The following is a 14,480-nucleotide window of genomic DNA, read 5'->3' on the forward strand; positions in this document are numbered from 1 at the left end:
AATTTGGGCCAAGATTGAAGCTAGTTAAATAACGGTGCAGCTATCGAATGCGCCCGAAGTTGGAGGCTGCCAGGGCGGCCAGAAAGGCAAAAAGGCAATACCTGACTTGCTGAATCTGCAAGTAGAGATGACGCAGAGGCTTCATCGACATGTCTCCAACAAAAAGGTTTTTAATGGCTGGTAGTAATCAACTTTAACTAACTAATTTGACGACGGCAAAATTCCAATTCCAGGAGAAGCATTACAAAGGTAGCCTTTTGATATTCGTAAATAAAAGTGGCGTAGCTATCATAGTCTGAAAATTTGATTTCTTGTTTACCAAAGTCGCCGGCCAAAGTTAGTTTAAAAATCTTATTGCCTCCATCATTTTTAATGCATTCCGATTTTTGTTTAATCTGATTTAACGGAATTTTTTTGCTAAATATCAACCATTTGGGGATGCATACACATTTTGAGTGAGGATCAATTTTGACTTGGCCCATAACCTGCTCCATTGACTAAAAAAGTTGAAAGAAATTTTGTCCTGCCATTTTTTACTTTATTCTTAGCACAGGATTAACCTTTTTGACAAGACTGGTGTGTAAAAAATAAAAAAGCAGTCTAAGAGACTGCTTTTTTATTATATATCCTTTTCCTTAATTTGCTTTCAAGAACCAGGTGTTTCTATTCCTACTATGGACTTTACCTCTTTTTTTCTCTGATCACATCGTCGCAAAAGTACAATGGCTACCACTAAAATCAGAATCAACGCGCCTAAAATAGCTGTTTCAACCATGGCCATTTTGAATTCTTCGATACTTGGGTGTGTTTCCACCAGATTCAAGGTCAGGGCCAGAATTCGGCGTACAGAAGCAATCAGGCCAACCAATAAAAAAGGTTCTGGTTTTATGACATGTTCCTGGTATGAAATCATTACTGTATGGGCTATTTCTAAAATCATAAGCACAAAAAATATCTTATTCAATATTGTGCCTACGGTTACGGCCAGTTCTTGATCTATAAAAAGTTTATCCAAGTTGCTCACGACGTGAATTACAAAGACACTGCCCAGGAGAATAAGAAGGATCCCAATTATAAAATGTAGAATATCACTACCAATCTCAAATACTTTTCTGGAAAAGACCTTGCGTGAAATCATCCTTACCTCCTGTCCTAAAACTAAATTTTCTTGTTAATAAATAAGCTAATAAATAAAGTGGTTCTTTGGATAGTCAACTGAAAATTGTTAGGAATGGATGTCTTGGTTGGGTTGGCTAAAGAGATCGAAGTGAGCAAATCTACGTAGCAAATAACATGAGTAGGGGCACAGCGTGTTGTGCCCCTTACTTTTGGAGTAGTAAGCTGGATCACCAATCGAGTGTCTTTTTCCAGGCAGCGGTTAGTTTTTCTACCTCACAGGCAAACAGTGTCTTATCTTTAAACTCAAATGTGAGCTTTGGTTCTGCCAGAGTTCGTCCTATAAGGCCCAATGTCTGACCTTGAAACAGGTCTTCAAATTTTTGTTTGTCTTCTTTTTTGACTGTGACCAGAAATCTACTCGCAGATTCACTGTACAGCATCTCTTCCAGAGATAAATCTCGTGGCAAAGTAGGAACATGGGCCAGATCCACACGTGCGCCCAGGCGACCGCCAATGGCCATTTCTGCCAGTGCCACGGCAAGACCACCGTCAGAGAGATCATGGCAAGACGTGATCAGTTTTTGCTGTATAGCTTGATTCAATGTTAAATATCTCTTCCTGGCACTTAAGGCGTCCACCAGTGGAACCTGTCCGGCCTTAAGTCCCAGTTCAGAGAAGAACTCACTGCCGCCTAACTCTTTTCTGGTCAGGCCCAGAATGTAGATCAGTTCTTCAGGTTGTTTGAAATCAGAAGTGACACAGATGTGGATGTCTTCGATCACGCTTATGACCGAAAATAAGACCGTAGGCGGTATAGAAATCTTTACTCCTCCACCGGTGTAGTCATTTTTCATGGAATCTTTGCCCGAGATGCAGGGCACACCAAAGACTTGGCAATAATGGGCCAAAGCTTTATTTGCCCGCACCAGTTGTGCGAGTTTATAATGTCCATCCGGTGTCTTTGCCGACTGAACTGGATCGCACCAACAAAAATTGTCTACCCCGGCCATATGGCGTAAATCTCCGCCCACGGCCACGGCATTGCGTATGGCCTCGTCAATGGCATTGGCCATCATCCAATAGGTATCGAAATCGCTGAACTTTGGACAAATGCCATTGCTAACAACCAAGCCCCGGTCTTTGCTTAGAACGGGCCTGATCACGGCGGCATCGGCCGGGCCATCGTTTACAAGACCCACCAGGGGTTTAATTACACTTCCACCCTGCACTTCATGGTCATATTGGCGGATTATATACTCCCGAGAACAAATATTTAACCTGGAGAGCATTTTTTCTAAAAATTTTTCCTGATCCCCAACTTTGTCTTTAGGAATTTCAACCCGCTCAGGCAACGAAGGCTTTTCCCAGATGGCTTTAAGTTCCATTTGGGGCAGGCCGTGATGCAGAAAGTCCATGTCCAGGTAGGCAACAATTTTATCTTTATACCGGACCAAAAACTTTCCGGAATCATTGAATTCGCCCAGAACTGAGGCCTCAACATCCATTTCCCGTGCCAGAGACAGAAAAGTATCAATTTTGTCTTTCGGAACTGCCAGGGTCATTCTTTCCTGGGCCTCAGACAAGAGTATCTCCCAGGGACGCAGGCCATCGTATTTGAGCGGTGCCTTGCTTAAGTCCAGATCACATCCGCCGCAGTCCTCGGCCATCTCGCCTACAGAGGAAGAGAGTCCGCCTGCGCCATTGTCGGTGATGGCATTATACAAACCCATGTCTCTAGCTCTCATCAAAAAATCATACATTTTGCGCTGGGTAATCGGGTCGCCGATTTGTACGGCTGTTGCAGGAGAGCCTTCATGAAGTTCCTCGGAAGAAAAGGTGGCCCCGTGAATACCGTCTTTGCCTATGCGCCCACCAGTCATGACAATCAAGTCTCCTGGCCGGGCCTTTTTCTCATATCCGGGCTGATCGTTGATTTCAGCAGGAATTGTACCGACGGTCCCGCAGAAAACCAGGGGTTTACCAAGGTAGCGCTCATCAAAAATTACCCCTCCATTGACAGTGGGAATCCCGGATTTATTACCACCATGCTCTACTCCTTCGCGCACGCCTTCCATGACCCGGCGAGGATGAAGCAGTCTTGGGGGGAGCTCTTTATCGTAAAAAGGCGACGCAAAACAAAAAACGTCCGTATTACACAGCAAATTGGCGCCCAGGCCTGTACCCATTGGATCCCTGTTCACGCCAACAATACCGGTCAACGCCCCTCCATAAGGATCCAGAGCAGAAGGACTATTGTGTGTTTCTACCTTGATGCAGACCAGGAGTTCCTCGTCAAATTCAATGACACCAGCGTTATCTTTAAAAACAGAGCGACAGAAATCCTTATCCCCTTTTTGCTGGCGGATGGTTTTAGTGCTTCCGGCAATATAGGTCTTGAACAGGCTGTCAATCACCTCTTTTTTATTAGTTTCCCTGTCTTCATACTCTATGCGGGCGTTAAATATCTTGTGTTTGCAGTGCTCAGACCAGGTTTGAGCCAGACACTCCAACTCCGCATCTGTAGGCTCAGAGGGCAGACCAAAAACCTGGCGTGCTTTCCGTACCTCTTCTCGGCTATAATAATTTTTTATGGCGTATAGTTCTTGAAGACTTAGCGCGAGAACCCTCTCACGGCTCAGGCGCAAAAGTTCTTCATCACTTAAACCTTGCAGAGGAACGATCTCCACCTCATCGCTGGCCTGACCAGTAACTTTGGGTTCAACAATAGGGAAGCCAGGTTGTCTTGACCACTCATCTCGGCTTTTTACTGCAAAGCGCTGAATAAGTTCGTTGGCCAAGAGGTCCCGGGCTATATGTTCAACCTGGTCTTGGGTTAAATTTCCTGTAAGCAGGAATTGTTCGCTGGTGTACACTTTAAAATCTGGCTGTTCAGCCCCTGTGGCGGAATCCAGAACCATTTTTAGGGCTTCAGTAGCAGTTTTCCCCTCATTGTCGGTAACACCCGGCCTGAATCCTACCTCAATAATCCAATCAAAATTCTGGGCTAGGGGAGTTAAGGAGGCTCTGTGCAGGACAGGATCAAAAAGGGCTTCTTTAGCCAGAACCTGGTCCACTTCTTTTTCAGTTAGTCCGGCGATGGTATAGCCTTTGATGATGCGCACCTGTTCCACCTGTATGCCCAGTTCATCCCTGATCTTTCGGGCTACTTTTTCTCCGCGCACATCTCTGACTTCGGGGCGCAAAGCAACTTCTATCTTAAAAAGCATAGTGTGTACTCCTTAAATTAAAGTTTACTTGTGAAATAATGAGGTCGTGGGGTTGTAGCTTCTAAGATTTAAAAGTTGAGGCTTGGAAATTTTTTTGTTTTTATTATCCTGGGGGGTGAATTTGATTTGCATATTTATTAAGTGGGTTTATTGGTTTTATCAGGCAAAATGCAATTATGCATATGCATAAGATTACTATAATAAATAAAAAAATCCAGTGCCTTGTGCTTTTGCAATCCCTCTATGCTTACACATCTTCTGCCCAAATAATTTTTTTGCCCCCTGAGCTTTTGGCCCTGTAACTTGCCAGATCTGCCTTGTAGAGCAAGTTATTTGCATCCTCACCTTCTTTTAACATGGCCAAACCAATACTTAAAGTTAATTGACCCTTAAATATCTGGTCAAAACTTTCTTTAATTCTTTCGGCTAGCGCTTCCAAGTTGTCTTTATCCACCTCGCTGGCCAAAAGGACAAATTCATCGCCCCCATAACGACAGGGAAAATCCATCCCTTGTCTTGAATTTTGACGTAAAATCCGGCCTAATTTTGCCAGAGCCCGATCGCCCTCTTGATGTCCAAAACGATCATTATATGTTTTAAATTTGTCTAAATCAAAAAAAATAAGGCCTAATCCTTTTCCGGTTCGTTTTGCCCGACTGACTTCCCGCTTCAAAAATAGTTTGAGTTGATGGCGGTTAAATATCTTTGTCAGATAGTCAAATGTCGCTTGCATTTTGATTTTTTGCTCTAATCGTCTAATGGTGGTCAGGTCACGGCCAACAATAAGATATTGAGGTGTTGGACCACTTAGTTTAGTTATGATTAACTCCAGGGTTTTCAGGGTATTTCCCAAAGGAATAGTGGCCTCGATTGGCATATCTTGTTGGTCAAGAATGCTTGGTCCCCAAATAGGAGCAATGACAGGTGCCGGAGTAGCAATGGTAAATAAATTTTTTCCTTTGAGGTGGGGAGCAGCATACTTTGGGGTGGCAAAGAGAATTTGGCCTTGTTTATCTACAGTTAGAACAAGATCTTGCATGGACTCAATCACACCATGCAAGAATTCGCGTTGCCGGACAATATCTGCCTCCAAAGAGGTAATATCGGAGATGTCCTGTACAACCACCATGATCTGCTCTACTTTTTCAATTTTAACTTTGTGGGCAGCGATATGCCAGCAAGGTTCTTTTTGTTTGGATGTGGGTTCAAAGGAACAAAAAAGTTTGCTGTAATATTTTGATTTGCCTTCCAAGAAGTCAAGCCATAGAGGATCAGGGGGTAATTTGTGCGTCTGTGACATTAAATTCCAGAAAAATGTACCCTGAATATGGGTGTTCACTCCTAATATCTCTTTTAATTTACGGTTTAACTGTAAAATTTCTCCATTAAGATTCAACTGGGCTATACCAACAGGAAGAAGGTCTATAGCCTTGGCTTTGCTTTCAATACCTAATTGTCGATAATAATAAACTTTATAGTGCCTGGCCAGGAAATCAGAGTATAAATTAAGTTCTTCTAACAGATCATGCGATAGCTCCTTTTTATCAATCCAGAGCCCGCCAATGTGCAAAGAGCCAGATGAAAGGGGTAACAGTTTACCCGATATGGGTATCTGTTCAAAACTCGCATATTTGCCTAGGGCCTGCACACCTTCTTTTCTCTGATATCGGTTTAGGTGATAGTATCTGGTCAAAGGAGAACGTAAGGCCAGATAAAAGTTGCTTAAGTTCCAAGTCCAGTAAAGATGTTTGGCTACTGTTTTGACGACTTTTTCTAAGGAGGCGCTTGACTGCCCAATCTCTTGGGCCATAAAGTAAAAATCTTGAATGCGTTGTACCGGCAGTTCGTATAATTTGATTCCATTTTCGGTTTCTCTTATGCCTAAAGTCTGGCACAGAGCCTTAAACCGATCTGTATTTTGAGCGCGTAACGCTTCAAATTCTTGTGCGTCAATGTGGAAAATCTTTTTGGCCCATTGCTTGAGTTGAAATAAAGCTTCAAAGTCTCTATGAGCGAACTCTGCTTCTGCCCAATAAGTTCCTAAAATTATAGCCTGGTCACAAGGTGAGTAATTGTGCAGGTTTTCAATGTCATGATGTTTGCCTATTCCTTGACAATTTTCTGCAGGGAATCCCCATGCATCGAGCAATGCGAGAGTAAGTTCCGGATGAGTTATGCCCCACTCATTTTCTTCCAGTTTCAGTTGGTTACCATGCAAAGAAATTATATTTTGTTTGTTTTCTGGTTGTAATTTTTTAAAAATATCCGCGCGTTCATCTTTCAGGCAACAAATTAAAAGAAGGGACAGGTCCTTTAGCAATGAGCAGAGATAAACCATCTCTGCTTTTTCCGGGCATACTTTCTTGGCCAAAAGCTCACTGGCAGAGGCCCCCCAGACAATCTGGCTCCAAGTATTATATTTTAAATTATAACATTTTTCGAGCTTGGTTGAAAGATTTCGTTGAAAGGTAATTGAGATGGCTATTTTTAAGATTTCTTTTGCCCCTAAAACTACGGCAGCTCTTTTTATGTCCGTAACTTTTTGACTCAAGCTGTAAAAGGGGGAATTGGCCAAGGAGAGAATGGCTGCGCTAAGAGCAGGGTCAAGGCTAATAATTTGGACTAATTCGTCCAAATCTGGTTTGGCCTTGGATGCCTCAAGCGCTAATTTAGACATGACCGGCGGAAAAACTATATAGAGAGTATCTTTGAGTGAGTTTTTCAGCTTATGGGCTAATTTTTTTTTGTCTTCCATTTTTTTTGTTTGGGGCCGGGACTTGGCTTAATAACATAATGATTTTACAAAATAATAATTAATATTTATAGCAAAACTAATAAGGCTTCTGGTCAAGTGATGCTTCTGATGTTCTTGTCGTCCTGAGCTCTAAAGAATCTGTGTCCAAACTCCATTTTAATTACCAGATTAGAAATCAGGATTGAAAAAATTATGAAAAATTGTCCTCTTAAGTAAGGTTTGGCCACAGACTCTAAACTCTATATCTATGCTACTTGTCTCTGGACAAAACCAACCCTAGAATTTTTTTTAGTATTTCTTTTTCCAGTGTGTCTGGAAAATTGTCCAAGGCTTTTTCGGACTTTTGCAAAAAAACTTGAGCTTCCTGACGTACTTTTTCGGCCAATCCCATCTCTTGTATAGATGTTATAACCTCTTCTATTTCTTCTTCACTCAAACTGTTTTCCGCTATTTTAGATAGTAGATTTTTTCTTTTATCTTCATCCAATTTTTTAAGATATAAAATAAGAGGCAAAGTAAGTTTTCCTTCTCTTAGATCCCCGCCCAGAGGTTTACCAGAGATTGCGCTTATAGAAGTATAGTCCAGGGCATCATCTACAAGTTGAAAAGCAATGCCAAGATTTAAGCCATAAACGCGTGCCTTATCCTGCATATATTCATCACTATTTGCAATAATAGCACCACACAAGCAAGCGGCCTGTATAAGAAAAGCTGTTTTGCCTTCAATAATTTGCAAATAAGTGTCTTCGGTTAGATTTGGATTTCTTAGCCAATGAATTTCTTCAATCTCTCCACTGGCTGTTTTTAAAATCGCCTCGGCCACACAGTGAGTCAAAGGTGGCAAATTGTATCGGGCCACGATCATATTGGCTAGTGCCAAGAGCCCATCCCCGGCCAGAACTGTCTGAGTCAATCCAAAAACCAAGTGTGCTGATTTCTTTCCTCTGCGCAAATGAGCATTGTCTAAAATATCATCATGCATTAGCGTAGCTGAATGAAGAAACTCCAAGGCGCAGGCTAGTGGATAAAGATTTTTATCTGTATAACCTAAAGCACGGCCCATTAAAATGGTCAGAAGTGGACGTAAGCGTTTGCCTCCAGCGCTTAAAGTATATTCGGCAACCTGGCGTACAGAAGGGTGTAACCCTTTTAACTCTTCTTCTAGAACCAAGTTTATCAGGGGTAATTCTTTTTGCAAATATTCTTTTACTTTCATCTTATTTTTATTCAAGTCCAAGCTGTTTCCATTATCATAATTGATTTATCGGTTAACTGGTTCATGAATCAACTGTTTAACTGCTCAACCAATTTCCTTTAGCATTTCTAAAGCTTTTTTTCCCAATGGGCCAATTTCCAGACTAAAAGAATTAACATAGGCATTTATATGCTCTTCAACGACAGGGTCATCCATTTCCTGGGCCAGGGATTTTATAAAAGGCCAGACAGCCTCTTTTTTCTTATGAGCAAGCCCAATAGATGCCTGTATTTTTTCCTGCACTGCGGAGATTAGTTTTTGCCCGAGTGATTTCTTGGCAATAATCACTCCCAGGGGAAGGGGAAGATTATCTGTCCTGGTTTTCCACCACTGGCCTAGATCCAAAATCAGATTCAGTCCATAATGTTCATAAACAAGGGCAGTTTCATGAATAACCAGCCCGGCGTCAACCTTTTGTCTCTGCACTGCCTCAACTATTTGATCAAAAACCATGGGAACAGGCTCAAAGTCATATTCAAGTGCCCCTTTAAGCAGCCAAAAGGCCGTTGTCTTTAACCCTGGCACGGCAATACGCTTAAACACCCCCTTTTTTCCCGCCAGAGCCACGAGTTTTGGCCCGTGCTCTAGCCCAAATGCTCCGCCACAACTTAAAATATGATACCTTGCATCAAGTTTCAGAGCCTGAACTGCTGAGACCTTGACTATATCAAATTTTCGTCTCTCAGCCTGTTCATTCAGGGCCTCCACATCATTCCAAAAGAATCTGCTCCTATACCCTTCTACGTCTCCGACCAACCCCAGTACCCAAGCTCCAAAAATATAACTGTCATTGGGGCAGGGAGAAATAGCTATGGTTAATGATTTAAGATCAGACATTGGATAATGTTGAATGTTTAATGTTGGATGTTGAATTATTTTAAAAGGCTCAAAGTTAAGCCTGGATTTGTGAAAAGGCTACGATTACCTCGAACTCAAAAAAACTCGAACGTCGAACCTTAAAAAAAAGTCGGCCAAATTGAATTCAATTTTTTTAAAGCCAGATTTATGTCCCAGTCTTTTTTTTCTCTAGAGCCGACCAAATTAGAAATAGCTCTTATTTCTATAAAAGGAATCTGTCTTAAAATACAAACATAAGCAAGAGCAAAACCTTCCATATTCTCAATATGTGCGCCGTATTTTTGTTTAAGCAACCGGGCCCTTGCTTGTGTCCCTGTAACTCCGGCTACTGTTAAGCTAATTACCCTGGACCAGGACATGGGAAGGAAAATACCCAAGTCTTTGCTGGCCAAGTCAGGAGAGAGTTCGAGAACATCCCAAATCTTTTCTCCGTTTAAAAGGGCCTGGGCAAACCCTAGGCCCCGAGCCTGGATGCCATCATCAGTGACCAGACCAAACTCAGGCCAGATTTCTCGTTTGGCCACACAAATATCTCCTAATCCGAGAAAGTCCAGGTCGAAACTCCCAGCAATGCCGATATTAACTACTCCGCTTACATTGTGTTCGGTTACACACGCAGATAATTTATGGCTGGCATTTAGGGGGCCAATACCTGTAACTAAGAAAGCCACCTCTTTGTTTTTATAAGTAGTGACAACCAGCCCTGAATCAGATTTGGGCATGGGCACGTGGCCGTGAATAAATGAGCCTAGTTCTTTTATTGTGGCCGCAGCAAAAACAAGCATCAACTCTTTTGGATCGCTAAGTATTTATGATTATTTTTAAGCTCAGTAATGCTTTTAATGTTGGCTTTATTCTTCGCTAAAATTTTTTGCAACTTATCAATCTGTTCCTGAGTACACTCAACAAAGATAGTGTCTCCAGAGTTTAAAGAGTCCAAGTGGAACCCCACCTGCAAAAATCCACTTCAACAATCTTGCCACAAATGGATGGTCATGATGCTACGTTAGTTGGCAGATCTATCATTTAACAAACTAAACCAATCTACAATCGCCAATACGATAGCCCATGAGCATTGATGTCGTTTGGCTTAAACATGCCTTTGACATCCACCAGCACTCCATTTTGAGGATTTTTAAACAACCTGGCCAAATCAGCAGCACTCAAATTTCTATAGCTCTGATGCGGCACGGCCAAAACCAGAGCATCTAAGTCTGTCAGTTGGTCAAAAGGAAGTAAATTAACTCCATATTCTTTTTCGGCCTCTTTTGGATCGGCTAGAGGATCATGGACAAGAACCTGAAGGCAGTATTCAGAGAGCTCTGTAATTATATCGATTACTTTACTATTTCTTAAATCAGGCACGTTTTCTTTAAAAGTAAGACCTAGGACTCCAACCCGCGCTTGGCCTATGAGACAATTACGTTTAATTAGTTCTTTGACTGTCTTTTCGGCCACATATTTGCCTACAGAATCATTTATCCGCCGGCCAGCCAAAATCACCTGGGGATGATAGCCTAGCGCCTCGGCCTTGAAAGTCAAATAATACGGATCCACTCCGATACAATGACCCCCCACCAAACCTGGTCTAAAGGGCAGAAAATTCCATTTGGTCCCGGCAGCTTCGAGTACTTCTAAGGTATCAATGCCCATGAGATCAAAAATCATGGCCAACTCATTCATCAAGGCAATATTTAGATCTCTTTGGGTATTTTCAATAACTTTGGCCGCTTCAGCTACTTTAATGCTAGAGGCCTTATGAATGCCGGCTTTGACCACCTGTCCGTATACTTGAGCCAGAAATTCTGTGGTCTCTTTGTTTTGGCCGGCAACAACCTTGACGATTGTTTCTAAGGTATGGACTTTATCACCGGGATTTATACGCTCCGGAGAGTACCCAACCCAAAAATCACGGCCGCATTTGAGCCCTGATTCCCGTTCTAAGATTGGCACGCATTCCTCTTCTGTTACTCCGGGGTAAACAGTGGACTCATAAACAACTACAGAACCTGCTTGTAAATTTTGTCCCACACTAATGGAAGCATTTATTACCGGCCTAAGATTGGGTCGACGATAAGTATCTATGGGAGTAGGCACAGCCACTATAATCAACTTGGCCTGCCCAAGGATTTTGGGGTCAGCGCTGAAGTTTATGGATGCTTTTTTCAATTCATCTGGTTCAACTTCTTTGGTTTTGTCCTCGCCTTTTTTTAGAGCCGCAATCCTTTCCTCACTAATATCAAAGCCGATAACTTGAAAATACTTACTAAAAGCCACCGCCAGGGGAAGCCCTACATAACCCAAACCGACAACAGCAATGGTCTCCTGTTTACTTATCAGTTCCTCAAAGCGGATCATTTTTCCTCCCTGATTTAACTCGTAGTTTGAGGCATTAATATTTTCTTTCCATAGCTATCAAATATGAGCTATCTTCTAAAACTGGACTTTCATTATCTTTGAGGATAAGTATTATCCATGAAGTTTGATTTTTCCCTCTTTCTCTCAGCCTTGGGGCTAGCTTTTGTCATAGAAGGGCTACCCTATTTTCTATGGGCGGAAAAAATGTCTCAAATTTTAAGCCTCTTGTCGCAAAAACCACCTTCCGCTCTTCGCCGAATGGGCTTTACGGCCATAATACTCGGCTTGCTTATCGTTTTTGTGGGCCGGAAATTTTGAATTTTCTAATGTATAGTTAAGAATCGTTTTTTAACGGTAAGAGGCCGCGACCCTACTTTTGTGCCACATGAATATACACAATCCCTGAACTTAAAGGGTAAAAAAATGCCCGGGAAAATCCAGTCTGAACAATTTCTCGGGCCAGCTCATTGGGACCTGGAAAACTGCAGATAGTTTCGGCAAGATATCTATAGGCGAAAGCATCTTTTGATACTATCTTACCTACCAGTGGCAACACCCGGGACAAATAAAAGTTGTATATACCCTTCCAGACTTTTCTTTTCCCGGTCCCGAATTCCAGAATGCACAATGTCCCGCCAGGCTTTAAAACTCGCAGGATTTCAGCATAGGCTTGATTTCTAGGTAAGATGTTGCGGATACCAAAGGCAATGCTTGCACAGTCCACACTTTCGTCTGGCAACGGAATTTTTCTTGCATCAGCCTGGAGAGGAAATATGCGTTTTTTTTCCCTGGTACTCAACTTTTTTTGTCCGGTGAGAAGCATAGGCAGGGTAAAATCAAGCGCCAGTACTTTAGCTGAAGGATTCTGACGCAAAACTTCTCTGCTCACGTCCAGTGTCCCTGCAGCCAAGTCTAGGACGAGCCCCTCTGCGGGCACGGCCATATTTCTGACTAGCCTATACCGCCAATAAATATCTAGGCCCAGACTTAAAAAATGGTTTAAAAAATCATACCAGCGGGCAATACGGCCAAAAAGTCCCGCCACTTTCTGACTGTGTTCAGAGATAGTCATTGCCTGAAATTAGCTTTTATCCTCGATTTGTTCTGACTGGGGCCTGGAAATGTTTTTTAAAACTTCTTCATAGATGAGCGAAAAGAATTCCGGAAAGTTGTTCGGAGAAATCCGGCCAATTTCAATAAACTTGACTACTATTTCTTTGGTTACCTGCAGTGCCTGCTTCTGTAGTTGGTCCATAGTCAATGTCCTTTAAAGTTTAGTGTCTAAGGCTCAAGGCGTAGGACACGTAATTTATCACGGGAACCATTTACCTTTTACCTTAAAATAAAAAAATCCGCCCGGTGGGAAATGGCTTTGACCAGACAATTTTTTATCCGGGCGGCAAAAAAGGAAAAAACCCGTTAGGCCCTCCCCTTTTTTTAAAAATATAGCACCAACTTGCAAGCTAGTCGAGAGTTTCTTCTGTTGAATAATTTGTGTCTAGCCTCAGCCAGCACTTTGACTCTAACCTAACTTATTACTTTATGTTTACGGCTAGTGATTTACACATTTTTTAAGCTATTTTTTATTACTTCTTTGAGCCAAAAGCGCATTGATCTCTTCTCGAATTACCTGGGCTGCTGCAGCTGGCACCTTTTTGCTCACAAATTCTTCCATTTCTATTTTTAACTGGTTGGCCAAAAGCTTCAAATCATCCCGGGTTACAAAGTTGTGAGAAATATCTTCAATTTGTTTTGAAAATTTTTCAGAAGAAGATATGTCTTTGATTTTTGCCAGTTCAGAGGACATATTTTCAAGCCTGTCTTGTAGTTTTCCCCAATACTTTAAAGCATCTTCAATTTCTTGAGCCAAAGCCTTCTTTTCCCGGTGCCAGTCTGAAGCCTTTTTCTCTAAACTTTGATCAACCAGTTCTATCACATATTCTTGCAATTCTTCTTTGAGTTTGTCATCATCCGTTTCTTTATTTTCAATCTGAATTTTGTTCAGTTCTTGAACAACGATTTCTTTTATCTCATCGTTTCCAGGAATGGATAAATTATCCAGTTTCTCTTCGACCTGTTCAATCTTTTGTTTCAACGGGTCAAGTTCAGTTGGCAGTATTTCCGCTATCTGGAGCTTAACTTGGTCAGCTACTTGGTTGTTAATCTCATTTATCAGCTTTGTTTTTATTCCAGTGAGCTTATCCTCAAATTCTGTTTTTAACTTATCTATTTTTTGTTCCAGATTCATCAATTTGTCTTCAAGAGCAGCTATTTTTTCTATGTCTTGATTCTCTGGATTATCTAGGGAGGTCTCCGTATTTAAAGCATCCTCGTCAAGTTTCTTCTCTTTATGTTCAGACTGATTTTCCTGAACGCTTTTTTCAATATACGATGAGCTCTTTTTCTCGGTAGAAACATCTTTTTGCTCTTCATCATGGCTACTTTCATCCAGATCGGCAATTATATTATCTAATTCCGCAAACTCATCTCCGAATTCTTCTGTGGTTACGGAAGATTGAATAGTGGAGTCCTCCTGGATCGGCCCTTCTCTTTTATCATCTGTTGCTCGTTCTTCGGGAGACTCCTTCGTTTCAATTAGGGCCTCTTCTTCAAATAAGTCGTCAAAACCTAAATCATCAATCTCATCTTCCTTTGTCTCATCTTCCGGCTTTGATTCATCTATGACGCTCTCAAAAATATCGCTTAACTCTTCATCAAAATCTTTGCCTTCTACCGCCTTTTCTTTGGGAAAGGCTTCCACGTTTTCAGACTCTTTCTTATCTGTTTCCTCTTGGGAGGTGCCCTCTTCAACCACTTCGGTTAACTCTATTATTTCATTTATATTTTGCTGCTCATTATTGGCGGTCATATTTAACCCTCTCACTTAATAAAAAAGGGGGAGCTATGT

At 41.8% G+C, this 14,480-nt stretch carries 12 protein-coding genes; 1 reads left to right on the forward strand and 11 read right to left on the reverse strand.

The genetic code is table 11. From position 1 onward, the window contains the following. Positions 1–197 precede the first annotated feature (197 nt). The 8 genes from AC3WVG_RS04045 to AC3WVG_RS04080 form a co-directional block, all read right to left on the reverse strand. Complete coding sequence (locus tag AC3WVG_RS04045) at positions 198–482, reverse strand: hypothetical protein (protein WP_488796899.1); 285 nt, start codon at positions 480–482, stop codon at positions 198–200. Between the two features lie 164 nt (positions 483–646). After that, complete coding sequence (locus tag AC3WVG_RS04050) at positions 647–1,138, reverse strand: phosphate-starvation-inducible PsiE family protein (protein ID WP_488796900.1); 492 nt, start codon at positions 1,136–1,138, stop codon at positions 647–649. Between the two features lie 208 nt (positions 1,139–1,346). Then, entirely contained in the window at positions 1,347–4,346 is a 3,000-nt protein-coding gene (locus tag AC3WVG_RS04055) for a phosphoribosylformylglycinamidine synthase subunit PurS (RefSeq protein ID WP_488796901.1), read from the reverse strand. Positions 4,347–4,593: 247 nt separating this feature from the next. After that, a complete protein-coding gene (locus tag AC3WVG_RS04060; protein WP_488796902.1) occupies positions 4,594–7,101 on the reverse strand; it encodes a sensor domain-containing diguanylate cyclase in 2,508 nt (835 codons plus the stop codon). Between the two features lie 250 nt (positions 7,102–7,351). Continuing rightward, a complete protein-coding gene (locus tag AC3WVG_RS04065; RefSeq protein WP_488796903.1) occupies positions 7,352–8,332 on the reverse strand; it encodes a polyprenyl synthetase family protein in 981 nt (326 codons plus the stop codon). Between the two features lie 69 nt (positions 8,333–8,401). Next, the gene (locus tag AC3WVG_RS04070; protein ID WP_488796904.1) at positions 8,402–9,193 is read right to left on the reverse strand and encodes a 1,4-dihydroxy-6-naphtoate synthase; all 792 of its coding nucleotides are present in this window, start codon (positions 9,191–9,193) and stop codon (positions 8,402–8,404) included. Positions 9,194–9,312: 119 nt separating this feature from the next. After that, the gene (gene mqnB, locus AC3WVG_RS04075; RefSeq protein ID WP_488796905.1) at positions 9,313–9,999 is read right to left on the reverse strand and encodes a futalosine hydrolase; all 687 of its coding nucleotides are present in this window, start codon (positions 9,997–9,999) and stop codon (positions 9,313–9,315) included. Positions 10,000–10,258: 259 nt separating this feature from the next. Beyond that, a complete protein-coding gene (locus tag AC3WVG_RS04080; protein ID WP_488796906.1) occupies positions 10,259–11,572 on the reverse strand; it encodes a nucleotide sugar dehydrogenase in 1,314 nt (437 codons plus the stop codon). A 117-nt stretch (positions 11,573–11,689) separates the two neighbouring features. Here AC3WVG_RS04080 and AC3WVG_RS04085 point away from each other — a divergent pair, with 117 nt between their 5' ends. Beyond that, positions 11,690–11,890, forward strand: coding sequence for a DUF2065 domain-containing protein (locus AC3WVG_RS04085; RefSeq protein ID WP_488796907.1), 201 nt, complete (start codon positions 11,690–11,692; stop codon positions 11,888–11,890). Positions 11,891–11,942: 52 nt separating this feature from the next. Here AC3WVG_RS04085 and AC3WVG_RS04090 read toward each other — a convergent pair whose 3' ends face one another. The 3 genes from AC3WVG_RS04090 to AC3WVG_RS04100 all read right to left on the reverse strand — a co-directional run bounded on the left by AC3WVG_RS04090 (position 11,943) and on the right by AC3WVG_RS04100 (position 14,441). Next, positions 11,943–12,644, reverse strand: a complete 702-nt coding sequence (locus tag AC3WVG_RS04090; RefSeq protein ID WP_488796908.1) for a ubiquinone/menaquinone biosynthesis methyltransferase — start codon at positions 12,642–12,644, stop codon at positions 11,943–11,945. Positions 12,645–12,653: 9 nt separating this feature from the next. Next, a complete protein-coding gene (locus AC3WVG_RS04095) occupies positions 12,654–12,827 on the reverse strand; it encodes a hypothetical protein (protein ID WP_488796909.1) in 174 nt (57 codons plus the stop codon). A gap of 321 nt (positions 12,828–13,148) precedes the next feature. Continuing rightward, positions 13,149–14,441 (reverse strand): hypothetical protein, encoded by a 1,293-nt coding sequence (locus AC3WVG_RS04100; RefSeq protein WP_488796910.1) that lies wholly within the window; start codon positions 14,439–14,441, stop codon positions 13,149–13,151. Between the last annotated feature and the right edge of the window lie 39 nt (positions 14,442–14,480).

Source organism: Desulfovulcanus sp. (assembly GCF_982781345.1).